19 protein-coding genes are annotated in these 25207 nt (G+C 70.1%); 2 read left to right on the forward strand and 17 right to left on the reverse strand.

Annotated elements, in window-relative coordinates; translation table 11 throughout:
- Positions 1-62: 62 nt before the first annotated feature.
- The 7 genes from EV375_RS01920 to EV375_RS01950 all read right to left on the reverse strand — a co-directional run bounded on the left by EV375_RS01920 (position 63) and on the right by EV375_RS01950 (position 7934).
- Positions 63-863, reverse strand: coding sequence for a carbon-nitrogen hydrolase family protein (locus EV375_RS01920; RefSeq protein ID WP_130297891.1), 801 nt, complete (start codon positions 861-863; stop codon positions 63-65).
- 212 nt (positions 864-1075) lie between these two features.
- Complete coding sequence (locus EV375_RS01925; RefSeq protein WP_130297892.1) at positions 1076-1531, reverse strand: Lrp/AsnC family transcriptional regulator; 456 nt, start codon at positions 1529-1531, stop codon at positions 1076-1078.
- 11 nt (positions 1532-1542) lie between these two features.
- The gene (locus EV375_RS01930) at positions 1543-3024 is read right to left on the reverse strand and encodes an amino acid permease (protein ID WP_130301540.1); all 1482 of its coding nucleotides are present in this window, start codon (positions 3022-3024) and stop codon (positions 1543-1545) included.
- Between the two features lie 133 nt (positions 3025-3157).
- Positions 3158-3871: a class I SAM-dependent methyltransferase gene (locus EV375_RS01935; protein ID WP_130297893.1), complete on the reverse strand. Its 714-nt coding sequence runs from the start codon at positions 3869-3871 to the stop codon at positions 3158-3160.
- A 161-nt stretch (positions 3872-4032) separates the two neighbouring features.
- Entirely contained in the window at positions 4033-5337 is a 1305-nt protein-coding gene (locus EV375_RS01940) for a phospholipase D-like domain-containing protein (protein WP_130297894.1), read from the reverse strand.
- An 856-nt stretch (positions 5338-6193) separates the two neighbouring features.
- Positions 6194-7630, reverse strand: a complete 1437-nt coding sequence (locus EV375_RS01945) for a GuaB1 family IMP dehydrogenase-related protein (RefSeq protein WP_130297895.1) — start codon at positions 7628-7630, stop codon at positions 6194-6196.
- A gap of 10 nt (positions 7631-7640) precedes the next feature.
- Entirely contained in the window at positions 7641-7934 is a 294-nt protein-coding gene (locus EV375_RS01950; RefSeq protein WP_130297896.1) for a hypothetical protein, read from the reverse strand.
- A gap of 101 nt (positions 7935-8035) precedes the next feature.
- Between EV375_RS01950 and EV375_RS01955 the strand changes: the two genes are divergently transcribed.
- Positions 8036-8719: a GntR family transcriptional regulator gene (locus EV375_RS01955; protein WP_130297897.1), complete on the forward strand. Its 684-nt coding sequence runs from the start codon at positions 8036-8038 to the stop codon at positions 8717-8719.
- Here the strand turns inward: EV375_RS01955 and EV375_RS01960 are convergent.
- The 7 genes from EV375_RS01960 to EV375_RS01990 form a co-directional block, all read right to left on the reverse strand.
- Positions 8680-10434, reverse strand: coding sequence for an L-lactate permease (locus tag EV375_RS01960; RefSeq protein WP_130297898.1), 1755 nt, complete (start codon positions 10432-10434; stop codon positions 8680-8682). The genes EV375_RS01955 and EV375_RS01960 overlap by 40 nt on opposite strands.
- 35 nt (positions 10435-10469) lie before the next feature.
- The gene (locus EV375_RS01965) at positions 10470-11870 is read right to left on the reverse strand and encodes a heterodisulfide reductase-related iron-sulfur binding cluster (RefSeq protein WP_130297899.1); all 1401 of its coding nucleotides are present in this window, start codon (positions 11868-11870) and stop codon (positions 10470-10472) included.
- A gap of 91 nt (positions 11871-11961) precedes the next feature.
- Complete coding sequence (locus tag EV375_RS01970; protein WP_130297900.1) at positions 11962-13239, reverse strand: FAD-binding oxidoreductase; 1278 nt, start codon at positions 13237-13239, stop codon at positions 11962-11964.
- A gap of 6 nt (positions 13240-13245) precedes the next feature.
- The gene (locus EV375_RS01975) at positions 13246-14697 is read right to left on the reverse strand and encodes an FAD-linked oxidase C-terminal domain-containing protein (RefSeq protein ID WP_130297901.1); all 1452 of its coding nucleotides are present in this window, start codon (positions 14695-14697) and stop codon (positions 13246-13248) included.
- Between the two features lie 771 nt (positions 14698-15468).
- Positions 15469-16362, reverse strand: coding sequence for an SCO0930 family lipoprotein (locus tag EV375_RS01980; RefSeq protein WP_130297902.1), 894 nt, complete (start codon positions 16360-16362; stop codon positions 15469-15471).
- A gap of 220 nt (positions 16363-16582) precedes the next feature.
- Positions 16583-18154 carry an NADH-quinone oxidoreductase subunit NuoF family protein gene (locus tag EV375_RS01985; RefSeq protein WP_130297903.1) on the reverse strand — a complete coding sequence of 524 codons (1572 nt, stop codon included), beginning with the start codon at positions 18152-18154 and terminating at the stop codon, positions 16583-16585.
- Complete coding sequence (locus EV375_RS01990; RefSeq protein WP_130297904.1) at positions 18154-18942, reverse strand: hypothetical protein; 789 nt, start codon at positions 18940-18942, stop codon at positions 18154-18156. Before EV375_RS01990 ends, EV375_RS01985 begins: the two co-directional genes overlap by 1 nt.
- A gap of 502 nt (positions 18943-19444) precedes the next feature.
- On the opposite strand from EV375_RS01990, the gene EV375_RS01995 reads away from it, so the two are divergent.
- Positions 19445-20428, forward strand: coding sequence for a PucR family transcriptional regulator (locus EV375_RS01995; RefSeq protein ID WP_486588225.1), 984 nt, complete (start codon positions 19445-19447; stop codon positions 20426-20428).
- A gap of 172 nt (positions 20429-20600) precedes the next feature.
- Here EV375_RS01995 and EV375_RS02000 read toward each other — a convergent pair whose 3' ends face one another.
- The 3 genes from EV375_RS02000 to EV375_RS02010 all read right to left on the reverse strand — a co-directional run bounded on the left by EV375_RS02000 (position 20601) and on the right by EV375_RS02010 (position 25102).
- Positions 20601-22346 carry a DUF1996 domain-containing protein gene (locus EV375_RS02000; RefSeq protein ID WP_486588226.1) on the reverse strand — a complete coding sequence of 582 codons (1746 nt, stop codon included), beginning with the start codon at positions 22344-22346 and terminating at the stop codon, positions 20601-20603.
- Between the two features lie 16 nt (positions 22347-22362).
- Positions 22363-23001, reverse strand: coding sequence for a DUF4142 domain-containing protein (locus tag EV375_RS02005; protein WP_130297906.1), 639 nt, complete (start codon positions 22999-23001; stop codon positions 22363-22365).
- 163 nt (positions 23002-23164) lie between these two features.
- Positions 23165-25102, reverse strand: a complete 1938-nt coding sequence (locus EV375_RS02010; protein WP_130297907.1) for a long-chain fatty acid--CoA ligase — start codon at positions 25100-25102, stop codon at positions 23165-23167.
- Positions 25103-25207: the final 105 nt, after the last annotated feature.

Genomic DNA, 25207 nt, shown 5'->3' on the forward strand with positions numbered 1-25207 from the left:
GTGGGACGCGGCGGCGCGGCCGGCGGCCGGGCGGCGTCGTGCAGGCCGGGCGGGGCGGCCCGTCAGGCGGTGTACAGCTCGGGCCGCCGGTCGGTGAGATAGCTGTTCCGCTCGCGTGAGGTGTGCAGCGCGGCGGTGTCGGCGACGGCCGTCAGCAGCGCGGACTCCCGGCCGGCGCGCGCGGGGACGGTTCCGTCGGGGGCGGCGAGACAGCTGAGGCCCGCGAAGTCGAACTCCCCTTCGCGGCCCACGCGGTTGGCGTACGCCACATACAGCTGGCTCTCCCAGGCCCGGGCGGGCAGGAGCGTTTCCGCCACCATGTCGTAGGGACGCATCAGCGCCGTCGGGACCACCAGCAGCTCGGTGCCCGCGAGGGCGTGGGCGCGCACGGTTTCGGGGAACTCCACGTCGTAGCAGATGAGCAGGCCGATGCGGACGCCGTCCACGTCGGCCTGCACCACGAGCCGGTCACCCGGGGTGAAGTGGCGCTTCTCGTAGCCGCCGTAGAGGTGCGTCTTGCGGTACCCGGCGAGACGGGTCCCGTCGGGTCCGACGAGGGCGGCGGAGTTGTACAGCGCGCCGCTGTCCGGGTCGCGTTCGGGATATCCGTGGACGACGGCGATGCGGTGCGCGGCGGCGATGCCGGCGACCGCACGCGCGGAGGGGCCGTCGGCGGATTCTGCGCGTCCGGCGACGCCGTCGCCCAGCGCGTAGCCGGTGAGGGACAGTTCGGGCGTGACCAGGAGACGCGCGCCTTCGGCGGCGGCGGTGCGTGCGGCCTGGTCGAGCGCGGCGAGACCGTCCTCGACGGTGCGGGGAACGCCCGCGGGGCCCTGATGCAGGGCGATACGCAGCGACGGCATGGGACCTCTGGCTGTGCTCGGGCGTACGGGGGCGGGCGCGGACGCCGCGAGTCGCCCGTACGGATGTGCTGGGAACACTTCGACGGTACGGTCCGGGTATCCGGCCGACAAGGCACATCTGTTGCGCATCGGAGGGCATTCCGTTGCGCATCGGGGCTCGTTCACGGGGTTTCGTTGCGCGGTGCGCCGCCGCACCGGGCAGGCCCCAGTCCTCAGCCCGGCGCTCCCGCCGGGTAGCGGCGCAGCAGCGGCGAGAGCACCAGCACCGACTTGGTGCGTTCGACGAACGGCTCCCCGGCGATGCGTTCCAGCACCTGCTCGAAGTGCCGCATGTCGGAGGCGAAGACCTGCACCACGGCATCGGCCTCACCGGTCACTGTGGAGGCGGATGCGACCTCCGGATAGCCGGCGAGTGCGCGGCGGATGTCGTCCGGCCCGGTCTTGGAGCGGCAGTACATCTCGATGTAGCCCTCGGTCCGCCAGCCGAGCGCCGCCGGGTCCACGCGGACGGTGAAGCCGGTGATGGCGCCCTGCTCCCGCAGCCGGTCGACCCGGCGTTTGACGGCCGGCGCGGAGAGGCCCACTTCGGCACCGATGTCGGCGTAGGAGCGGCGGGCGTCCTGGGAGAGGAGGTGGACGATGCGCTCGTCGAGGTCGTTGAGAGTCACTGCGGGGCCGGTCACTCTTCCGTGCTCGCGGGGTCCGGTGCGGTCTTCAGCCGGGAGCGGCGTATCCCGTACCCGAAGTACACCACAGTGCCCACCGCCATCCAGGCGCCGAACACCGCCCACGTGACGGCGTCCAGGGAGAGCATCATCCACAGGCACAGCCCCAGTCCGGCCAGCGGCAGGAACGGCGAGAGCGGAACCCGGAAGGACCGGCGCATCCCGGGCCGGGTGCGGCGCAGCACGATCACAGCGACGTTGACGAGTCCGAAGGCGAAGAGGGTGCCGATGCTGGTGGCGTCGGCGAGACCGCCGAGCGGCACGGCCGCGGCGAGCGTCCCGCAGAACGCGGAGACGATGACGGTGTTGGCGCGCGGCGTGCCGCTTCGGGGGTCGACCTTGGAGAAGACGGCGGGCACCAGGCCGTCGCGGGACATCGCGAAAAGGATCCGGGTCTGCCCGTACAGCACGGTCAGCACGACCGATGCGATGGCGACGACGGCGCCGAAAGCGAGCACCGCGGGCCAGAAGTCCTGGCCGGTGACCTCGCGGAGGATGCCGGAGAGCGCCGCTTCGCCGCCCTCGAACCGCTGCCAGGGCAGGGCGCCCACGGCCACGGCCGCGACGAGGCAGTACAGCGCGGTGACCAGGACGAGCGAGAGGAGGATGGCGCGCGGAAGGTCTCGCTGCGGGTCCTTCGCCTCCTCCCCCGCCGTGGAGGCCGCGTCGAAGCCGATGTAGGAGAAGAACAGGGTCGCTCCGGCGGCGCTGACCCCGGCCATGCCCAGCGGCATGAAGGGCTGGTAGTTGCCGGCCCGGACGCCTGTGGCCGCGACGGCGCAGAACAGCAGCAGCGCGATGACCTTCACGGCGACCATGACGGTGTTGGCCCGCGCGCTCTCCCGGGCGCCGCCGAGCAGGAAGGCCATGGCGAGCAGCACGACGAGGAGCGCCGGGACGTTGAAGAGCCCGCCCTCGCCCGGCGGGGCCGACAGGGCCTGGGGGAGGTTCAGCCCGAGGGTGCCGTGGAGCAGTTCGTCGGTGTACTGACCCCAGCCGACGGCGACGGCGGCGACCGAGACCCCGTACTCCAGCAGCAGACACCAGCCGCACACCCAGGCGACGAGTTCGCCCATCGTCGCGTAGGCGTAGGAGTAGGAGGAACCGGCGACGGGGATGGTGCCGGCCAGTTCCGCGTAGGAGAGGGCGGAGAAGAGCGCCGTGAGGCCCGCGACGACGAAGGAGACGACTACCGCGGGCCCGGCGTCGGGCACGGCCTGCCCGAGGACGACGAAGATCCCGGTCCCGAGCGTCGCCCCGATGCTGATCATGGTCAGCTGCCACAGGCCGAGGCTGCGGCGCAGTTCGCCGCCGCCTCCGTGGCCGCCCTCGGCCAGCAGCATCTCCACGGGCTTGCGGCGCGTCAGCCGCGAGGCGCCGCCATGCCGCCCGGCGGGGATCTTCGGGGTGTGCGGGCCTGCGCCCTGGTCCAGCACGGCAACGGCCTCCTCGCTGTCGGTCCTGCTACGGCGCACGACCCTACGAGGCGCGGACGGCGGCCGGTAACGGGGCAGCCTTGCGCGTTCGCGGCGATCCGTTGCGCCCAAGTGGTCCTGGGAGGCGAAACGTTCAGGAGCCGGGCTGGGCATGCGCAACGCGTACGCGTACCCATGTCCGGTCGTCGGTCAGGTAGGCGTCGACGGCGAGTCCGGCGTCGGCGAGTGCGGCCTCGAACTGCGGCTCGGAGAGGTTCTGCGAGAAGAAGGTCTGTGTCCAGCGGGCGTCCTCGAAGGCGTAGCCGATGCAGGTGCGGGAGACGCCGCCACCGAGCGGTTCGATGGAGACGACGGAGATCTTCATCGCGCCTCTGTCCCAGGTGTCCCCCGCGCTCAACGCCTCGTGCAGCCCGTCGCGTTCGCGCTGCAGCAGGACGCAGCCGCCCGGGGCGGTGTGCCGGCGGCAGGCGCGCAGCAGCCGGCCGCGCTGTGCGCCGTCGGCGGTGTTGACGAGGAAGGACGCGAGCATCACGGCGTCGAACTGCCGCCCCAGGTCGAGGTCTTCGATGGCGGACAGCACCGTCGGCGCCGTGTCCCCTATCTGCGCGAGCATCTCGGCGGACTCGTCCACGGCGGTCACCGCCAGGCCGCCCGCCACCAGGGGCCGGGTCACCCGGCCCGCTCCCGCGCCGAGTTCGAGGAGCGACGCCCCGGGCGGCACGGCCGACAGCACGACGTCCGGTTCGCCGTGGGTGGGGAGGCGGGAGTACATCTCCACCGAGCAGCCGTCGCGGGTGATTGCTCCGGGGCCGGTTCCTGAGTGTCCGTCACGCGTGAATGCGGTCATGCGGGCATGGCAGCACGGCGTCGTTCGGGCGGGAAGCGATTCGTCCGGGGACGAATCCCGGGATATTTCCCGGGATTCGTCGGTCGGGACTCAAAGCCGTCTGCCGGGGGCTTCTTCACGTCCGGACATCTGCTTGCTGTCACTGTCCGGGCCGGGAATGCCTATTCCCGGGCCTGCCTCGGATCGATCGGAATCTCCCGCGCCGTGTTCTCGGCGCGCTGCTCGGCGGTCAACTGCCGCCCCGTGGTCCCGCAGCAGCGGTCGTACTGGTTCTGCCAGTCCGCCATGAACGTGTCGTAGGTGGACCGGCCGACCAGCTTCAGGGCCGTTTCGTCGTTGTGCCAGACGCCGTTGCTCGTCCAGTTCGAGGAACCGACGAACACGAGCCTGGAACCGGCCGTACCCGCGTAGGTTCCGCTGACCATCATGTACTTGTCGTGCGTGTAGTGCAGGGCGTTGCCGTTCGCGTCGGTGCCGCGGCTGGTGTCGTGCACGTAGATGTTCGGCCGGTTCTTCAGGTAGCTCTGCACGCTGTCGTCGGCCATGGCGGCGGTGATCAGGATGTGGATCTTGACGCCTGTTCGTGCCAGGCTCACCAGCTTCTTCGGCAGCTCCAGATAGTTCCGGTCGCCCGGCTTCCCATGAGAGGTCCACTGGAACATGGCGATGTTGATCGTGGCCGGCGCCTTGATGTTGCCCAGGAAGTCGACCCAGGTGTCGCTCTTGGTGCGCGCCTTGGGCCACTGGTAGGAGGGCGGGGACAGTTTCCTGGCGGCCTTGGCACTGGTGGAGTTGTAGTAGTCGGGCGCCAGCGGACCCGGGCCGTTGATCGCCCCCCTGGCCATGGCGGCGAAGTGGCGGACGTAGGAGTTGTACAGGGCGACGTTTCCCTTGACGGTGGCGCTGCTGTTCCACGCGGTGCCGACCTGGGCGGAGGTGGGGTTGGCGCTGCTGACGGTCACGGTCCTGTTCGCCTCGCTCCCGCCGCTGAGCATGTAGTACTTCGCGTGCAGGGAGGAGCCGGCGAAGTGGGTGAGGCAGCCGCCGGGGCACATCGCGGCGAAGCTGGAGGCTCGCGGGTCGTTGCCCAACTCGTCGACCATCGACTGCCAGACCGCATTGTCGCTGTGGACGTCCATCAGGGCCTTGACGATGACGCCGCGCCGGTGCGCGGCGATCAGGGCGTCGGCGAAGTCCGGGCCCGGCTGTGCCCTGCTGATCGAGTACATGGCGACGCGAATGGTCTGCCCGCAGCCGGCGCTGTTGATCGACTCGATGATCGGGCCCATGACCTCCATCCGGGTGGCAGGGTCCTCCGGGTCGTTGAAGCGCGGTCCCGGGCTGGAGGTGAACGTCCGGTACTCGCAACTGAGCGGTGCCTTGGCCTTCTTGACCGCGGCGTGCGCCGTTGTCATTGGCAGCATGCTGACGATCAGCGCGATGATCACCGTGATCGTTCGCTTCATGGGCGGCCTTTCGCCGGGCTGTTGATGATGAGGAGTCGCGTCGCCGCAAGAGGCGCACGGGAGCGGTGCAGCTGTCAGCGGAATCCGCTGCTGGTCGACGGATTCGTGTCACCGCGGGCGGCGACGGCCGCCTGGCGCATCGGCCCGTCCGCGCCGTCGGGACGGCGCTCGCGCCCCTTCGGCCACCGGCTTCTGAGGCGGCCGCGGGCACGACTGCGGCGAGCGCCTCGACACCGGGCAAGGCCGGGAAGGGTGTCCGAACTCTTTCGGGTTCGTCGGCATCAGGGCGCTACCGCTCGCACTGTGCCGAGGCTGTCGCCGCGACGGCGACAGCGAGATGACGAAACTTCAAGGTCCCCCCGGAGTGTCCTGAAAGTTGCCACGAGCCGCCGTGACGATCGGCGCCTGCGCCCCGCTTCTCCTGCAACGAACCGACGGGCGGGGCCCAAGTGGCTGCATAGCACGGCGAATTGGGCTTACCGTCTTTCAGAGGATTACCATGATAGCTTCACGTAAACTCTACAATCGCCCCCAAGTAGGGACAATGAGGCTTCCAACCCGGTTGTGCGGCAAGCCGGTTGGCGCGGGGCGGCTTTGAGGAAGAGCGAAGCTCCTGGAGGCGGGTTGTCGGCCGAGAGCAACCTGTCCGCTCGGAGCGTCGTGAGCTCGCCCCGTCGCGAGGGGTCTGTTCAGATCGGCCCTGCGCCTGCCGGAGCCGGCCTGCGTGCGCCGGCTGACCGCGGACTGGCAGGCGCTTCCCGCCCCGGACCGTCGGGCACCCCGGGCCCCTCCCGGACCCTCGGGCGCCCCGGGCCCCTCCCGGTCCCCGGGGCGCCGCCGTCAAGGCACCGGGATGTCACCAACTGGCGTGCAGCGGCTCGCCCTCCGCATATCCCGCGGCGCTCTGCACTCCGACGACGGCCTTCTCGGCGAACTCCTCCAGGGACGCCGCGCCCGCGTACGTGCACGAGGAGCGCACCCCGGCGATGATCGCGTCGATGACGTCCTCGACACCGGGACGCGCCGGGTCGATGAACATCCGCGAGGTCGAGATGCCCTCCTCGAAGAGCGCCTTGCGGGCACGGTCGTAGGCCGATTCCTCGCTGGTGCGGTGGCGCACGGCACGCGCCGACGCCATGCCGTAGGACTCCTTGTAGGCCCGTCCGTCGGGGGTCTGCTGGATGTCGCCCGGAGACTCGTACGTACCGGCGAACCACGAACCGATCATGACGTTGGACGCCCCGGCGGCCAGGGCCATGGCGACGTCACGCGGATGCCGCACACCGCCGTCGGCCCAGACGTGCTTGCCGAACTTGCGTGCCTCCGCGGCACATTCGAGCACGGCCGAGAACTGGGGACGGCCGACGCCGGTCATCATCCGGGTTGTGCACATGGCCCCCGGCCCGACGCCCACCTTCACGATGTCGGCACCGGCCTCGATGAGGTCGCGCACGCCGTCGGCGGCGACGACGTTCCCCGCGACGACGGGAACCTGGGGGTCGAGGGCCCGCACGGCGCGCAGCGCGTCGGCCATGCGTTCCTGGTGGCCGTGCGCGGTGTCCACGACGAGGGTGTCGACGCCGGACTCCAGCAGCGCGCGGGCCTTGCCCGCCACGTCGCCGTTGATGCCGACGGCGGCGGCGACGCGCAGCCGCCCTGCCGCGTCCGTCGCCGGGGTGTAGAGCGTGGCGCGCAGGGCTCCCTTGCGGGTGAGGATGCCGACGAGCCGTCCGTCGGTGTCGACGGCGGGGGCGAGCCTGCGGTGTGCGCCGTCGAGCTGGTCGAAGGCCTCGCTCGGGTCGACGTCCGCCTTGAGCACGAGCAGGTCGCGGGACATCACCTCCGACAGCTGCGTGAAGCGGTCCACGCCCGTCAGGTCGGACTCGGTGACGATGCCCACGGGACGCCCGTCCTGGACCACGACTCCCGCCCCGTGCGCCCGCTTGGGCAGCAGCGACAGCGCGTCGGCGGCGGTCTGGTGCGGGGTGAGCGTGATGGGGGTGTCCAGCACGAGGTGCCGGCGCTTGATCCAGGCGGTCACCTCGGTGACCACGTCGATCGGGATGTCCTGCGGGATGACGGCGAGCCCGCCGCGGCGTGCCACGGTCTCGGCCATACGCCGGCCCGCGATGGCCGTCATGTTGGCGACGACCAGCGGGATCGTGGTGCCGCTGCCGTCGGGGGACGCGAGGTCCACGCCCTGTCGCGAGGCGACCGCAGAGCGGCCGGGCACCATGAAGACGTCGTCGTACGTCAGGTCGTACGGGGGCTGCTGGTCGTTCAGAAATCGCATACCGGCTCTTTCACCTGCGTGGTCGCTCCGTGTGTGGCACCTCCCAGCGGTGGCTGGGTGGGGGCACCTCCCAGCGGTAGCTGGGTGGGGGCACCTCCCAGCGGTAGCTGGGTGGGGGCACCTCCCAGCGGTAGCTGGGTGGGGGCACCTCCCAGCGGTAGCTGGGTGGGGGCACCTCCCAGCGGTAGCTGGGGGAGGGTGGGGAGTGAGTGCCGGAGGCGCCGTGTCCGGGCTGTTGCTCCTCCTCCATCATCCCCGAGGTGGCCCGGAAGCCGCGCACCGGCCCTGCCGGGACGGTGGTCACAGCACCGCGGCCCGTCCTTCCCGGGCCTGTTGCACGCCCGCCGCGGGCACATCTAGTGTCCCGCTTGGACACATGAATCCATCCATGGTGGGGGGCAGCAGGTGGGCAGGGCTCTCCCCACGTCCCAGCGCGCATACCGGTACGCGAAGGAACAGATACTCGACGGCATCCTCGCCGGGGGCGACCTGATCAGCGAAGGGACGGTCGCCGAGGCCCTCGGCATCAGCCGTACGCCGGTGCGTGAGGCGTTCCTGCGGCTGGAGTCGGAGGGGCTGCTGCGGCTCTACCCCAAGCGCGGCGCGGTGGTGGTTCCGGTCTCCGCGAAGGAGGTGGAGACGGTACTGGAGACGAGGGAGCTGATCGAGTCCTTCGCCGCCGAGAAGGTCTCCTCCCTCGCACCGGCGGTGCTGGCGCGGCTCGTCGAGGAGCTGCGCGGCCAGCTCCAGGAGCAGAGGAGGCTGCGCGAAGCCGGTGACGGCAAGGCGTTCGTCGCCGCCGATCAGCTCTTCCACCAGCTGATCGTCCAGGCCGCGGACAATCCGATTCTGCTGGATCTCTACGCGGGGCTGCGCGACCGCCAGCAGCGCATGGGCCTGTACGCGGTCTTCAACGACAGCGACCGGCTGCGCGCCACGAACCACGAACACGTCGGACTCGTCGCGCTGCTCGAGAAGGGCGACCTCGCGGCCTACCGGGCCGCGCTGCGCGAGCACCTGCGTGGCACCCGCGCAGCGGTCCTCGGTTTTCAGGCCAGCAGCATCCAGCCCAGCACGGACGTGGACTGAAGGAAGACCAGGACGCACATCAGCAGCAGCAGCGCCAGGCTCCAGCCGACGACCTTCCTCAGCAGTTCGGGCTCCCGGCCGCCCAGTCCCGTCGCCGCGGCGGCGATGGCCAGGTTCTGCGGGGAGAGCATCTTTCCGAGGACGCCACCGGAGCTGTTGGCCGCTGCCAGGAGTTCCGGGGCGTAGCCGGAGTTCTTGGCCGCGGTCACCTGGAGGATGCCGAAGAGGGCGTTGGCGGAGGTGTCGGAGCCCGTGACGGCGACTCCCAGCCAGCCCAGCACCGGGGAGAGGAAGGCCAGCGCCGCTCCGGCGCCCGCGATGAAGTTGCCGATCGTGGACGTCTGCCCGGACAGGTTCATCACATAGGCCAGAGCCAGGACCGTCGCGACCGTGAGGATCGCCCACCGCAGCTGGTGCAGGGTGCGTCCGTAGGCGCGGGTGGCGACGCGGGGCGAGACCGCCAGCAGCACCGCCGTGATCACGCCGCTGAGGAGCAGCATCGTGCCCGTCGCGGGCAGCCAGTCGAACTTGAAGACCGTGGAGGCCGCCGGCTTTCCGCTCACGGGGTCGGCCACGTGCAGGCCGGGCCAGTTGAAGAGGACGGTGCCCTTCTCCTCCAGCACCGTCTTCACTGCGGGCAGCTTGGTCAGGGCGAAGATGACGATGATCACGACGTAGGGCAGGTAGGCGTTGACTGCCGCGCGGGTGCTGTCCTGCGTTTCCGCGTCCGGCTTCGTGCCTGTGTCCGTTGCTGTGCCCGTGTCCGGGCTCTTGGTCCGCGTCGCGGGTTCCGCGCCGGTGCCCGGTCCGGTGCCGGCGCCCGTACCGCCGGTCGCGGCGCCGCCGGTCGCCGGCGCGGGACCGTCGGCCTCGTCCGCGGAGATCTCCGCGGGTGCGGGCGCGGGGATGTTCGTCGTCCGCATCACCAGCACCAGCATCCCGACGGAGACCAGCGCGGCGAGGACGTCCGTCAGCTCGACCGACATGTAGTTGGAGCAGACGAACTGGGCCCCGGCGAAGGAGAGGCCGCAGACCAGCGCAGGCCACCAGGTCTGCCGCACACCGCGACGGCCGTCCACCAGGTAGACCAGCAGCACCGGTACGACCGCGGCCAGCAGCGGCGTCTGGCGGCCGACCATGGAGGAGACGTCCTCGAGCGGCAGTCCCGTCAGTTCGGAGAGCGTGATGACGGGGGTGCCCATGGCGCCGAACGCCACGGGCGCGGTGTTGGCCACCAGCGCGACCGTCGCCGCCTTGAACGGCTTGAAGCCCAGAGCGATGAGCATCACCGAACTGATCGCGACGGGAGCCCCGAAACCGGCCAGTGCCTCGAGGAGCGCCCCGAAGCAGAAGGCGACGATGACGGCCTGGAGGCGCTGGTCGTCCGAGAGCTTGCCGAAGGAGCGGCGCAGCACTTCGAAGTGCCCCGTGTCTACGGTCATCTGGTAAACCCACAGGGCGTTGACCACGATCCACATGATCGGGAACAGCCCGAACAGGGCGCCCAGAACAGCGGAGTTGAGGCTCTGCCCCACGGGCATGCCGTATGCGGCCACCGCGACGACGATCGACGTGGCGAGTGCGGCGAGTCCGGAGAGCCACGCCTGGACGCGCAGCACTCCCAGCAGCACGAAGAAGACGACCAGCGGGAGCGCGGCGACGAGCGACGACAATCCCAGCGAACCGCCCAGCGGATCGAGTACGGGTTGGAACACGGTGCCTCCGGTGACGGGTTGGAACTCGGGACGGATCACCAGGGCCTGACGCCGCGTATGGAGGCGTCGATGACCTGGACGGGGTGCAGCACGGGGAGCTGCTTGTCGAGATGGCGCGAAATCTGCAGCAGACAGCCGGGGTTGGCCGTCACCACGGCGTCCGGCGCGGTGGAACGCACGTTGTCCGCCTTGCGGCGGCCGAGTTCCTCCGCGGGCCCCGGCTGGATGAGGTTGTAGACGCCGGCGGAGCCGCAGCACATGTCGGCCTCGGGGATGTCGACCACCTCGAGTTCCGGCACGCTCCCCAGGACGGAACGCGGCTGCTCGCGAACGCCCTGCGCGTGGGCGAGGTGGCACGCCTCGTGGTGTGCGAGGCGTGCGGCGACGGGGTGCCGGGGGGCGCTCGGCGTGAGTTCGGCGAGCAGTTCGGAGACGTCGCGCACCTTGGCCGCGAACGCCTCGGCGCGTTCGCGGTATCGGGGGTCGCCGGCGAGCAGCCGTCCGTACTCCTTGAGTGCCGAGCCGCAGCCCGCGACGTTGACGACGATCACGTCGACTCCGAGCGGTTCGAAGGTGTCGATCAGCTGCCGGGCCCGGTGGGCGGCCTCCTCCTCACGTCCCGCGTGCTCGCTGAGGGCGCCGCAGCAGCCCTGCGCGGCGGGCGCGACCACGTCGCAGCCCTCGGCGGTCAGCACGCGCACCGTGGCCTCGTTGACCTGGGCGAAGAAGACCTGCTGCACGCAGCCGGTCACCATGCCCACGGTGCGGCGTGCGGCGGCAGGCTCCGTGTCCTGGTCCCCGGCGGCGGAGGCGGTCTCCGCATGTGCCGTCCCGGTACGGGCCGTGTCCGCACGGGCCGGGCTGCGCTCGGGTGTGCGGCGCAGCGCGGAGCGCAGGGGCACGTCCGGCATCAGCGCCTCCAGCGCGCGCAGCCTCGCCGGGAGCCGCCGCATCAGGCCCGTACGGTGCAGGGCTCGGCGGATGCCCAGCCGCTGGTAGACGGCGCCGAGGACGGCGGCGACGCGAAGCCGCCGCGGGTAGGGAAAGAGGCGGAAGATCAGTCCGCGGAAGGCCCGGTCGGAGCGGGTGCGGGCCCAATTGCGTTCGATCTGCGGACGCACGGACTCGATGAGCCGGTCGTACTGCACGCCGGACGGGCACGCCGTCACACAAGCCATGCAGCCGAGGCAGTTGTCGAAGCTGGCGACAGCGGCGGCGTCGAGCGTGGCGTCGCCCTCGTTGATGAGCTGCATCTGGTAGATGCGGCCGCGAGGTGAGTTCATCTCCTCGCCGCTCAGCGTGTACGTGGGGCAGGCCGGCAGGCAGAAGCCGCAGTGCACGCAGTCGGAGATGAGCTCGGGGGACGGCGGGTGGTGGGCGTCGAAGCCGCCGGGCGAGGCCGGCGTCCGGGGCGTTCCACCGTGCGGCGTGGTCATGCGGTGCTCCCTGGAGAAGTGCCGGGGCAGAGGAACCGGGGCGGTCGGTCGGGGACGGGGGTGGTCGCGGTGCCGGGCGGGCCCGGCCGGGTCAGAACCAGGGCGCGAAGCGCCCCGGTGCACACCTGTCGTCGGGGTCGAACTGCCGCTTGAGGGAACGCAGTACGGAGACCGCGGAAGGAGCGGGCCCCCACGAGGCGGCCGCGGTGTCCACACCTTCGCGGCGTCGCCGCAGCGTCACCGAGCCGCCCGCCTGGTACACGGACTCGCGCCACGCAGTGAGGCACGCGGCGTGCTCCGCCGCGTCCCCGCCGCGCAGCACCACGGTGTGCAGCCCCTGCGCGACCCCGCTGACCAGGGCGGCCTCCATGCCGGTCCCCCCGGTCAGCTCGTGCAGCCTGCGTGTGAGGGCGGGCAGCCGCGCGGGATGCGTTCCGGCGCGCAGGACGGTCTCGCCGTCCGCTCCGCGCACGAGCGCGGACAGCCGCTGCCACGCGGCCCGTTCGGCTTCGGCGTCGAGCACACGCCCGGCCTCGAGCCCGGGGACCTGCGGGGCGAGGCGGCCGCGTTCCGCCGCGCTCTCCTCGGTGCCCTGGAAACGGATGAGCAGTTGCTGCCCGTCCCACTCGACCGCGACCGGTTCCAGCGGCGAACTCATGACGGCACGCGCCGCCGAGAGTGCGCGGCCGGCGTCGTCCACCGCGAGGGCGAGGGTCGTCGTGGCGGCGGGCAGGGGATGGACGCGCAGGTTGAGCCGGGCGACGAGGCCGAACGCACCGAGCGAGCCGGCCATCAGCTTGACCAGGTCGTAGCCCGCGACGTTCTTGATGACGTCGCCTCCCGTGCGGGCCACGGTGCCGTCCGCGAGTACGAGCGTCGCTCCGATCACCAGATCGGCGAGGCCGCCGTACTTCAGGCGCCACGGCCCGGCGTCGCCGCACGCCAGCAGTCCGCCCAGCGTGGCGCCACGGCTGCCGGTGGGCGGGTCGACGGGCAGCCACTGCCCGGCGGGGGCCAGCAGCTCCTGAAGGCGGGTGAGGGACATTCCGGCCTCGACGCCGACCGTCCAGTCCTCGGGGGCATGGCTGATCAGGCGGTCCATTCCGGAGGTCTCCAGCACCAGACCGGTCTCCGCGACGGGCGCTCCCCACTCAAGCGCCGTGCCGCCCCCTTCGAAGAGCACCGTACGCCGCTCGCGTGCCGCGACGGCCAGGGCTTCGGAGGCCTCCGCGAGGCCCGACGGCCTTACGCGGACGGGCACTTCACCCGCACCGCTCCCCCGCTCCGCGGCGGGCGGCGGCTCTCGGCCGGGCTCCGCGTCCGTGGACGGGGTGGTCTCCCGCAGCGTCCCAGGGGACTCCTCGGTCACCTCTGCTCACAACCTCTCGATCACGCCGGCCGCTTCCAGCGGGTGCGGGCGGTAGCGGCCGGGAGTCTCTCCGCACAGCCGCGGAGTGGGCAGCACCTTGCCGGGGTTGGCGAGTCCTTCCGGGTCGAAGGCGCCGCGCAGCTGCCGCATCACCGCCAGGTCCGTCTCACCGAACATCTCCGGCATGGAGCACGCCTTGTCGAGGCCGATGCCGTGCTCACCGCTGAGTGAGCCGCCCAACTCCACGCACATCTCGGCGATTTCGGCGGCAAGCTTCTCGGCACGCTCCGCCTCGCCGGCCTGTTCGTCGAAGAGGACGAGAGGGTGCAGGTTGCCGTCCCCGGCGTGGAAGACGTTGGCCACGCGCAGGCCTTCGGCTCCCGACATCGCGGCGATGCGGCTCAGCGCCTCCGAGAGGCGGGTGCGGGGTACGACGCCGTCCTGCACGAAGTAGTCGGGGCTGATGCGGCCCACCGCCGCGAACGCGGCCTTGCGGCCCTTCCAGATCAGTGCCCGTTCGGCGGCCGTCGTGGCGATGCGCACGTTCGTGGTGCCCTTCTCGTGGCAGAGCGCGACGACCTTCTCGAACTGCTCGTCGCATTCGTGCTCCATGCCGTCGAGTTCGACGACGAGCGCCGCCGTGGCGTCGAGGCTGTAGCCGGCGTTCACGGCCGCTTCGCACGCCTCGATCGCGAGGGCGTCGAGCATCTCCACCGCCGCCGGCACGATCCCGGAGGCCATGATCCCGCTGACGGCCTCCCCCGCCGCCTCGACCGTCGGGAAGTCCGCGACCAGGGTGCGCACGCTTTCGGGGGTGCGCAGCAGGCGGACGGTGATCTCCGTGGCGATGCCGAGGGTTCCCTCCGAGCCGATGAACAGGCCGCGCAGGTCCGGTCCGGCGCTCTCCGGCGCGTCTCCGCCGAGTTCGGCGACCGAACCGTCGGGCAGCACGACCCGAAGTGCGGTCACATGGTGCACGGTGAAGCCGTACTTGACGCAGTGGGCGCCGCCGGAGTTCTCGGCGACGTTCCCGCCGATGGTGCACACCACCTGGCTCGAGGGATCGGGCGCGTAGTAGAGGCCGTGCGGAGCGGCGACGCGGGAGATCTCGGCGTTGGTGACGCCGGGCTGGAGGACCATCCGCCGGTCGTCCGGGTCGACTTCCAGCACCTGGCGCATACGGGCGAGCGAGATGACCACTCCCTGCGCCACGGGCACCGCTCCCCCGGAGAGCCCCGTTCCGGCCCCCCGCGCGACGAACGGCAGACTGGCCTTTGCGCACAACGAGACGGCGGCGGCGACCTCTTCGGTGCTGCGCGGCAACACGACCAGGGCGGGGACTTCACGGAAACCGGTCAGCCCGTCACACTCGTAGGTCCGCAGCTGGAGCGGATCGGTCAGCACGGCGTCCGCTCCCAGTGCGGCTTCGAACTCCCGGAGCAGTGCGGAGTCGACCATGGCACCGTGCCTCCTGACCCGTAGACCCTCCGACGGAACGGCAGTTCAGCGAATTCCGGAGTCCGGTATTCAAGGACCGCGTCACGGAACCTAGGGTCCTTGTATCTATGGGTCAACCCTTCGTTGCATCTATGTTTCACAAACGGCTCCGCCCAGGCCACGGCCACCCGTCGCCCAGGCGCCTGCGCCGACCGGGGCGGCAGGACGTCAGCGGGCGTCGAGTGCCTGCCGCGCACACGGAGCGGGAACCCGGGCGGAGTTGCGCGGCTCTGAGATGCCGGCCGCCGCGCCCTCCGGCCGTCTCCCCCGGCCGTCGTCACCGTGGCCCGCCCGGACTCCCCCACGAGCGCGCACCAGCCGCCATGAGCCCGGTGCAACGTCCCACTCGTCCAACTCTCGCCGCACGCACGGTGGTTGGAAGTGCAACGTCGGACACGGCGGGGCGGCACGCCTTCCGCGGACTCCGTCCGGCAGCACGGGGCCGAGGCAGACCGGGACAGCCCCCGGACCCGCTCATGCGGCTCGGGGGCTTCAAGGGGCCCAGGGGCGCTTCTGAGAGCCGCACGGCGCCCCGTCGACCACTGAGCCGGAGGCATGCCTCCGCGGACCGGAGAGAACCGCTCACGGATCGGCCGTTCCCGCGCGGCCGTCGAACCGGCCCCGCGCACGCTCAGGGCCCGCCTCCCCGCACGCCCCGTGGGCGTTACGAGAAAGGCGGGCCCTGAGACGGGTTCCGGTCCTGACGTGCGCCGGGCGTGCGGCCGCGGGAAGTCAGCGAGACACGCCCGCCTTCTTGCCCTCGTCGGTGGCGGCGTGCCAAAGACCCATCTTGCCCTGGCCGTTGATGTCACCGGGCTTCTTGTCACCCTTGAACCAGTACAGCGGCCAGCAGTCGATCGTCATCTGCTCGGTGCCGTCAGGGCGCTTGAACGTGGTGATCAGCTTCGGGTCGACGCCGCTGATCTTGTCCTTGTCGGCGGGCTTCGCGGGCACCCAGCTCTTGAGGCATTCACCCTTGCAGTTGGACTTCATCGGCCACGCCGAGTCCTTGTCGAACCGGTAGAGCGTACGGCCCTTTCCGTCGGCCAGGATCTTGCCGAGCTCCGGGTTGTTGACGGCCTTCACGTCCTTGACGTTGCGCGGGCTCGCCTTGCCGCCGTCGGGCGTGATGGCGTTCCACATCCCGCCGGAGCCGTGACCCTCCATCTCGCCGGGCTTGGAGTCCTTCGCGAAGCGGTACACCGGCCAGCCGCCGAGGGTCAGCTGCCAGGAACCGTCACTGCGCTTGACCTTGCCGATCTGCTCCTTGGAGATGCCGGCCGATGCCTTGGCGTCCTTCGCCGGCACCGGCGGCCATGCCTTCTCGCATTTGCCGTTGCAGTTGGACTGCGAGGGGGAAGCCGTGTCCTCGTCGTAGCGGTAGAGCGTCCAGCCCTCCGAGTCGGTGACGACGTCACCCAGCTTCGCCGTGGGTTTGACCTCCAGCGTCTTCGCCGGTGTCTCCCTCTTGCTGGTGCCGCTCGCGTCGCCTCCGTTGTCGGCGGCCTGTCCGGCCGGCTTGATCTTCTGACCGGAGTAGTCATCGCCCTGCGAGCCGCAGCCCGTAGCGAGCAACGCGACGGCGAGCGCGGTCCCGATCAGAGCCACGTGACGCTGCTTCCTCATGACCGCTCCTTCAGTGCTGGATATGTGTGGCTGGCACGTGAGTGTGGTGCAGGAGTGATCCAGGCGGCGGAAAGTTGTCCGATCGTGCCAAACGGACGGGTTCCGCCACGCGGCCAAATGTGCTGACCGGCCAACTTCCCTTTAACTGCGGCACGTTGAGCACCGCGCGGTCCCCCGTGACGTTTCGTCGCAGCCCCCGGCACGACCGGCCGGAGAGGACTCAGCGCTCCACGATCCGCAGCGCCAGCGCCGGGCACCGGCGCACGGCGCGCTGTGCCTGCTTCTGCATGTGCGGGTGGATCGTCGCCGACGCACCCGTGGGGTAGCCGTCGATGTCCAGCTCGATCATGTCCGGGACGACGCCCGCGCAGAGCCCGTGTCCCTGGCACAGCGTCCAGTCCACGACGAGCCGCCGCTGCTTCTGCTGAAGCTGCGGCGCGGCACGCCGCGCGCGTTCCGGACGCGCGGGGGGCTGGTAGCCCGCCGCGAGCTGCACCTGCTCGGGCACCGCCAGGCAGCCGAAGACGGGCCTTCCGCACCCGTTGCCGAGGGCGTGCTCCTCGAAGTCCTCGGCGAAGCTCTCCAGAGCGGACTCGACGAACCGGGCCGTGCCGTCGGGGTGGCTGCACGCGCCGCGCTTCTTGACGCCCTTCGTGCGTGCCCGTATCGCCTCCAGCGCTTCCACTCCGCCGCCGTCCGCGGCCCAGGCGACCGTGTCGGCGATCGCCGGCAGCCCCAGGAAGCAGGGGCCGCACTGCCCGGCCGACTCCTCCGCCATCCACCGGGCGACCAGCTCGACCTCACCGACCGGGCAGGTGCCCTCGGGCAGCGGCAGCACCGCACCCGCGCCGAGCGTGGAGCCCAGCGCGTCCAGCGAGTCACGGGAGATGCGGGCCTGCCAGCACGAGTCCCGCTCGAGGAAGCGGCCGTGGTAGCCACCGATCAGCACACCCTGGCCCGGGTCGATGCCGCACAGCCCAAGGATGTACGGGAGCGGCGCACCGGTCGGCGTCTCCACGACCTTGTCGCCGCCGACCGTCAGCAGCACGGTGCCCGGTTCCGTGGGCAGACCCACGTTGCGGAAGTCGAGGGCTCCGAGGCGGGCACCGACGGCGAGCTGCGCGAACGTCTCGGTGTTGGACAGCAGCGTGGGCATGCCGGCGACGCCGGCGTCGCTGGCGCGCACGCCCGACCCCGAGGGCAGCACCGGCAGCTGGTTGAGACCACTGACGATGGAGCTGGACTCGCCCGTGACGAAGCGTTCCGGCATGCGCACGACGCGGATGCGCGGGCCTTCGGGGCCGCGCTCCGCGACGGCGTCCCGAACGGAGCGCTCGACGTCGGGCCGCGTCACGGCGACGCTGACCTCGTCCGAGTTGAGGGCGCGGGCGCAGAGCATCGCTCCGTCCAGCACCAGATGCGGAGTGAACAGCAGCAGCGCGGTGTCCTTGAGGCAACTCGGCTCGCCCTCGCTGCCGTTGACGACCACGGCCGCCCGCGCCTGCTGGCGCCGGTGGGCCGACTCGATGACGGCCTTGAGCTTCTTGGCGAAGGGGAACCCCGCGCCGCCACGGCCGCGGAGGTCGATGTTCTCGGCGAGATCGACCAGTTCCTCCAGCCGCAGCTCCGGCATCGTTCCGTGCACCGTCAGATGGCCCACGCGCTCCAGGCGCCGGGTCCATCCCGCGCCGGTGCCCAGGCCCGCGAGCAGCCGTGGCGGCCCGAACGAGGCGAGGGAGGGCACCGAGTCCGCGTTGGCCGCGGAGACGGGGGAGGGCACGACAGCTGTCACTATTGCTCCTTCTTGCGCTTGTCGGCCGACGGGTTACGCCCGGGGGCCAGACGCATCATCAGGACGACCGTCACTCCGGTAAGGGCCACGCCGTATCCCCAGTCCACCCAGTCGGCGACCGCACGGCCGGCACGCAGGCCGTGCACCAGGGAAGCGCCCCATGCCAGATAGGCGGTCATGTGCAGGGCACGCCACAGCCGTGACTGGCCCTTGCGTGCGAAGACGCCCCGCACGGCGCCCGTGACCATCACCGCCACGAAGAGATATCCAGCGACCGTGCCCATGCCGATCAGGATGGGCTGGGCCCCGTCGAGTCCCGGTACCACCGTCGCCTGCCAGGAAGTGGATCCGAGCGCGAGCTTCGACCAGATGTGCAGACCGAGGAAACCGACGCCGCCGACGGCTGATCCCCGGTGGATCGCCTGAGCTATCAGCCGGTGATTCGGGTCCAGCAGCATACGGTCCGCGGCGGCGACTCCCCACAGGACCGCGAACGTGAGCAGCAGCAGGGAGAAGACGCCCGAGCCGAACTCGACGAACGCCCACAGCCTGTCCATCGACTGATTGCTGATAGCAAAAACGATCGCAAGGGTCGAAACGATGATGAAGGCCGTGTAACGGGGGACGAAGCGGGCCGCGGTACCGCGCCCGGGATTCTCGGCATCGAGTCTGGGAGCCGCGTTCGGGCGCTGACGGCCCTGGCGAGGGGAGATGTCACCTCGCCGCTGGTCCACGAGCGCCGTCGGGCGGCGCTTCGCCGGCGGAACACGGATCTGTTCTGGGGGCATCCGGATCTTCCGATCGCACTGTCGCCGAGTCCGACCTGACCCTCGGTCCCGCATCTGCCGTATACCGCAAAGCAGTTGAATCGGGAATGACCCGTCACGTTCCGGTGTGAAGCTCTCTACTTTGCGCGACCAGAATGCGGTGGTCGGGATGCAGAAGCATCTCGAAACTCCCCGGGACCTTCACAGGATTTATCGCTCTGTGACAAATTCTGGCAGTGGGATCGCCGCCGCACCCCGCGGTGTCGATGATGCCCCTTCAGGGGAAGCAGGGGGACCCTCAACTCCGGGACCGGGGCGGGATACCGGTTACCGGAGGCAACCTCCGCGGGCTTGTCCTCCCGTGCTCGGGCAGGCCCAACCCGGCAGGAACGAGGTAGAGATGAGCGACGTTCTCAACCGCACCCGCTCTCGCCCACGCGGCGAGTGGGTGCGTGTTCCGAGAAAGGAGCTGCCCGCCGTCGCAGACCAGGTGGTGGAAGCTCTACAGCGCAGCATACCGGCAATGTCCGCTTTTCTGCGGGAAATTGACCGCGAGGATGCCCAATGGGCCGTCGAGCAGGCATTGCTGGCGGCACTGGGACATCACTTCCCGGAGACAAAGGATACGGACACGGGAACCGCGAACCAGGCTGACAACGTCACAGCTGCGGTTCCCATCGACCGAGCCCGGCGTCAACTGTTCACGGCACTCATGGGAGAGGAGGAATTCCCGGAATCACGCCTGACGGAACTGGCCAGGTCAGCAAGGTGGCCCCTGCCCGAGACCGTGCGTGCGATAGCCCTCGCCTCACCCAGCGAGGTGCCCCAGCTCGCCGCGGCGCTCGGCAATGCGCTGGTCAGCCCCGTCGAGAGTGAACTGTGCCTGCTGGTACCCGACCCGGAAGAAGACCGCGAAGCACTGGAGAACGTGCTTCGCGGTCGTACGGCTGCGGTCGGGCACACCGTCCCGCTGAGCGATGCGGGTTCATCGGTGCGCTGGGCCCGGCGGCTGCTGGAACTGACGCCGCCTCCGGCAGCACCGGGCGGCAGCGGCATCAACGGCGGCATCGGAAACAACCAGGACGGCAAGGTCCTCTTCGTCGACGACCATCTGTCCATGCTTCTTCTGCTGCAGGACGAGTCACTCGCCTGTGCGCTCTCCTCCCGCTGGCTCGGCCCCCTCGCCGAGCTCACCCCGCGGCAGAGCGAGCGTCTCGAAGTCACGCTTCTGGCGTGGCTGGAGAGCGGCGGGGCACCTGAGGCGGCGAAGACGCTGCAGGTGCACCCCCAGACGGTGCGGTACAGGCTGCGTCAGATAGAGAAGCTGTTCGGCTCGGCGCTGCGCGACCCGCGTACCCGTTTCGAACTGGAGATGACCCTTCGCGGCCGCAGGCTGCTGGGGCAGATACGCCGGCAGCGCACCCGTGCAGGCCGCAGGGCGCGCACCACCACAGCGGGCGTACGCCCGCTGGGCGTCGCACGTGAGGCCCGGGTCAACGGTCTGTGACCGCAGGCACCCGGTATTCGCGTGCCGGGTGCCTGTACGGAACCCACGGGTGAGGCCCTGACAAGAGAAAACCGGAGAACAACGAAGCGGCCCGGACACAGGATCTGTGTCCGGGCCGCTGTCGTGTGCTTCCGCCGCGGGGCCCGAGGCGGCCCCGCGGCGGAGTCCTACATCAGCACTCCTGGTCCTGGTTGATGCAGTTCACGGCTTCCGTCATCAGGTCCTCGGGCATGACGTTGATGAAGTCGCTGTGGTCCGTGATGGGCTTGTGCAGCTGCTCCGGGAAGGAGTCGACCGCGAACGGCGTATCCGCATTGAGGAGGTTCTGCTGCGGAATGTCGTACTTGATGGTCTGCTGCAGCTGCGGGACGTTCTGGAATCCCTCGGGGCAGTTGCCCTGGTCGTCCGAGAACGCCATGTGGTCGCGGTGGTTGCCGCTGTCCGTGTTCTGACCGTCCCAGCAGTTCTGGAAGTTGAACGTACGGATCGTCGCGCTGCCCTCGGGGCAGATCGGGTACTTGTCCTCCAGCTGACGGTCCTCGAAGCCCTCGCAGCTCCACGAGGCGTTGGCGTTCTCGTCGCCGTTGGTGAAGGACTTCGCGTCACCGGTGATGATGCGCAGGAAGCGCGGCATCTCGGCGACCTGGTCGGCACCGCCGGAGGTGAACTTCAGCGTGGCGTCGGGCTTGAGGATGGTCCCGACGTTCAGGTCGTTGGCGCCGCCGTCGCCGGGCTGGGCCTCGGCCCCCTCGCCGCCGCCGACCTGGTCCTCCTCGCCTTCACCTTCACCCTGGCCCTGGTCCTGGCCCTGGTCCTGACCCTGGTCCTCACCTTCAGCCGGGGGCTGCTCCTCGGCCGGGGGCTGCTCCTGGCCCTGGTCCTGACCCTGGTCAGCACCCTGGTCCTGTCCCTGGTCCTCACCTTCAGCCGGGGGCTGCTCCTCGGCCGGGGGCTGCTCCTGGCCCTGGTCCTGGCCCTGGTCCTGACCCTGGTCCTGGCCCTGGTCCTGTCCCTGGTCGGCACCCTGCCCGCCGTCGGCGAAGCTGTTGGTGCCGACCTCGTTCCCGGCCTGGTCGCCGCCGGCCTGGTCGTCGCCACCCTGCTCACCGGAGACGTCGCCCGCCTGGACCGCACCGCGCTGGTCCTCGTTGCCGTCCAGCGAACGGATCACGGGCCAGTAGTGCGTCGACTGGTCACCCTTGGCGCAGGTGGTACCCGCAGCGGCGAGAGACTCGTCGCTGGAGGCCTGGTTGGTGTCCTCGTTGCCCACGTAGTCGTGGACGTGGTGGGCACCGTTGAGAACGCCGGGAGCCGCGATCACGTTGTCGGAGTTGAAGTGCTCCTCTTCGTTGTTGCCGCACTCCGTGGTGAAACTGCCGCCCGGGGCCTCCTCCTCCGAGGCGTTTGGCTCGACGTCCTCGATGTTGACGAAGTCCTCGGCCACCGGGCCGGAAGCCTGCTGACCTTGACCCTCGTCACCACCCTCCTGGGCGGCCTGGTCCTGCATCATCTCGCACTGGGCCATCGAACCCATGTCCGCGGGCTGCTGTGCGCCGGCCTGCTGCAGGTCCTGGCCGATGCTGCGGATCGTCTCGGAGCGCTGCTGATTCAGCTGGCCCAGAGCCTCCTCGGAGCTCTTCTCCTTGGAGTGCCACTCGCCGTAGGCCTGAGCGACCTGCTGATCCAGAGTGGCCAGCTTCTGACCCACTGACTCCTTCGCACCCTTGGGCACCTGGTCCAGTGCAAGGCTCACATCAGGACAGTCGATCGTGCTCGCAGCAAGAGCGGGGTCTTCGTTCGACCCTGCGAAGGCACTTACACCTATCGCCGCCGCGCCACCACCACCGACCACCAGCGCTGCGACGATCGCTATCGTTTTATTCGCCGTGCGCGAGCGTTTGTGGCCTTTTTGTCTCATGTTGACTTCACTCCACTCATTTCACGTCGTTCAGCGCCTCGAACTCCACGAGTCCCGTGTCCTCCAGGACTGTGATGTGGTCGAGGACAATGGCGTTGGCCCGGGTCGCCAACGACCGCACCATTGAGTTGCGGGTCTGATCGCGTACAAGGCCGATGAGGCCGAAAACCACGCCGTGTGCCTGGCGCAGCCTTTCGACCAGCACCTTGTCGAATTCCTTACCGTTCGCCCTGTTGATCTCGTCCAGGTAGTCCTGGTTCTTGCCGGCAGGCCGGTTCGGAAGCGAAACCTTCAGGGTGCGACCGGCATCGATGGCCCGCCGGTCCAACTCCGTGTGACCGTCGACGAGATGATCGCCCGCGATCCGCACCGACTTGGTTGTCCCGCGCTCCTGCGCAGATCGGCCGGCGGGCAGTTCCCACAAACCGGCGTTCCGCACTTTGCGTATGAAGTCACGGTCCATCGGAGTAAGGGGTCCGTATTTCGTAGACCGGGTTCCCTTACCGTCGTCCTGCCATCCCGCCCGGGCGAGCGCGATGCTGCGGTTGCCGTCGAAGTACTGACTCGGCAGCAGCATCGCACTGAGGGTTGCGACAAGCCCGAGAACGACCAGCACAGTGCCGATCGCCCGCCCGGAAGTCATGGCGGACCGCATCCGCCCCCTCCTCTCCACACACATCTTCGAAGTGCGACGGACGCTAATGGTGTGTGTGAGGATGTGGTCGAGGCTTCGTCCCGACCTGACAAGAACCGGTCCTGCAGCGTTCAACACTGCTACATTGCCGAGTCGTATCTGCCGAGTGTCTAGGTGGCGGCGGTCAGGCCGAGTAGAGTTCCTCGATCTCCGCCGCGTACATCCGCGTGATCTCCGACCGCCGCAGCTTCAAAGACGGGGTCACCAGTCCGTCGGCCATGCTGAACTCCTCCGGCAGGATGCGGAACGACCGGATCGATTCGGCCCGCGACAGGGCGCTGTTGGCCGCCACCACCGCTCGTCCCACCTCGCGTTCCAGTTCCTCGGCAGGCGTGCTGCCGTAGCCGGGACCCGAAGGACCCCACTGCTGGCGGCCCTTGCGCCACTGCTCGACAACTTCCGGATCCAGGGTGACCAGAGCGGCGATGTAGGGACGGTCGTCGCCGACGACGAACGCCTGCGAGATGAGCGGATGGGCACGCAGACGCGTCTCCAGCATCATCGGCGACACGCTTCTGCCGGAGCTGGTGATGATGACGTCCTTCTTGCGGCCGGTGATGACGAGGTAGCCGTCGTCGAGGTAGCCGAGGTCGCCCGTGCCGAGCCAGCCGTCGCGCAGGGTCTCCTCGTACGGGCTCCTGGCGTGCGCGCCCCCGCCCCGGGAGGAGTGCCGCCTGTCCTGCCCGGGCGCGGCCCCGCCTTCCGGGTGGGCGGCGTGCCGCGTCTCGGCCTCCTCCGAGCGGCCCGTGTAGCCGGGAAAGACCATCGGGCCGCGCACCCACACCTCGCCGTCGCGGGCGATGTGCACCGAGGAGCCCGGCATGGGGCGGCCCACCGTGCCGAACCGCGGCCTCCCCGGGGGCTGCGCGGTGACGGCGCACGTGGTCTCCGTCAGCCCGTAGCAGTCGTAGACGACGATGCCCGCGCCGGCGAGGGTCAGACCGAGTTCACGGCTGAGCGGGGAACCTCCCGAGACCACGTTGCGCGTGCGGCCGCCGAGCACCTCCCTGAAGTGCCGGTAGACCAGGCGGTCGTAGACGGCGTGCCGTGCCCGCAGCCCCGCGCCGGGGCCCGGTCCGGTTCCCAGCGCCTGTGCCTCCGCCGCCTCCGCGTACCTCCTGGAGACGTCCATCGCCCGGGCGAACATGGCTCCGCGGCCGGCCGTCTCGGCCATCATCCGCGCACCGGAGTAGAACTTCTCGAAGAAGTACGGCACCGCGTACAGGCACGTCGGCCGGAAAGACCTGATCGCCGGCATCAAGTCCTTCGCGGAGACGGAGGGTTGATGCCCCAGCAGGTAACCGCCCCGGATGCACATCACCGTCACCATCAGCCCGTACACGTGACCCACCGGCAGAAAGGCCAGCACGGAGGGCTGCTGGCCCGGTTCGCCCATCAGCCGGCCCCAGCCGGCGAGGATCGTGTCACACTCCGAGGCCAGGTTGCGGTGCGTGATGACGCATCCGCGCGGGCGGCCGGTGGTGCCCGATGTGTAGATGACGGCGGCCGTCATCTCCGGTGTGACGGCCCAGCGGTGACGGTGCACGTCGTTGTCCTCGAGCGTGCGGCCCACCTCCTGCAGCCACGCCACGCAGCCGGCGTCGAACTGCCAGATGTGACGCAGCTGCGGCAGCACGTCGACCACCGAGCCCACGCTCATCGCGTCGTCCTCGTGCTCCACGACGACGGCGCAGGCTTCCGAGTCGCCCAGGACCCAGCGCAACTGCCCCGGGGAGGACGCCGGATACAGCGGCACGACCTGCGCGCCGATCGACCACAGGGCGAAGCTGAAGAGCGTCCACTCGTGGCGCGTACGGGTCATGACGGCGACCCGGTCGCCGAAGCGTATGCCTTCCGCCAGCAGCCCCTTGGCAAGCCTGAGCACCTGAGAGGCGAAGGCGGCGGCGGTCATCTCACGCCACGGGCCGGTGTTCCCGTCGGGACCCTCGCGGCGTGCCAGCTGCGGCAACCCCGGCTCCCGCGCGGCCAGTTCGTAGACCGAGTCGGCGAGCCCGCCCGATCTCAGCGGCTCCACGAGCGACGGAAGGCTGTAGTCACGCACAGCACATCGCCCCCACCCCGTCCGCTCACGTCACGACGTTCAGTGACTGACCGCGCAAATTACCTCGCGGCGCGGCCCGTTGCCTAGGGAATCCCGGATCTTCCC

The organism is Streptomyces sp. CNZ301 (genome assembly GCF_004217425.1).

What these genes read in the sequence shown, in the direction of transcription:
- EV375_RS01965 (WP_130297899.1), bottom strand. Translation starts at nt 11,870, where the DNA reads ATGACCACGCCGCACGGTGGAACGCCCCGGACGCCGGCCTCGCCCGGC.
- EV375_RS01975 (WP_130297901.1), bottom strand. Translation starts at nt 14,697, where the DNA reads ATGGTCGACTCCGCACTGCTCCGGGAGTTCGAAGCCGCACTGGGAGCG.
- EV375_RS01945 (WP_130297895.1), bottom strand. Translation starts at nt 7,630, where the DNA reads ATGCGATTTCTGAACGACCAGCAGCCCCCGTACGACCTGACGTACGAC.
- EV375_RS01940 (WP_130297894.1), bottom strand. Translation starts at nt 5,337, where the DNA reads ATGAAGCGAACGATCACGGTGATCATCGCGCTGATCGTCAGCATGCTG.
- EV375_RS02000 (WP_486588226.1), bottom strand. Translation starts at nt 22,346, where the DNA reads ATGAGACAAAAAGGCCACAAACGCTCGCGCACGGCGAATAAAACGATA.
- EV375_RS01990 (WP_130297904.1), bottom strand. Translation starts at nt 18,942, where the DNA reads ATGCCCCCAGAACAGATCCGTGTTCCGCCGGCGAAGCGCCGCCCGACG.
- EV375_RS01920 (WP_130297891.1), bottom strand. Translation starts at nt 863, where the DNA reads ATGCCGTCGCTGCGTATCGCCCTGCATCAGGGCCCCGCGGGCGTTCCC.
- EV375_RS01995 (WP_486588225.1), top strand. Translation starts at nt 19,445, where the DNA reads ATGTCCGCTTTTCTGCGGGAAATTGACCGCGAGGATGCCCAATGGGCC.
- EV375_RS02005 (WP_130297906.1), bottom strand. Translation starts at nt 23,001, where the DNA reads ATGCGGTCCGCCATGACTTCCGGGCGGGCGATCGGCACTGTGCTGGTC.
- EV375_RS01980 (WP_130297902.1), bottom strand. Translation starts at nt 16,362, where the DNA reads ATGAGGAAGCAGCGTCACGTGGCTCTGATCGGGACCGCGCTCGCCGTC.
- EV375_RS01935 (WP_130297893.1), bottom strand. Translation starts at nt 3,871, where the DNA reads ATGACCGCATTCACGCGTGACGGACACTCAGGAACCGGCCCCGGAGCA.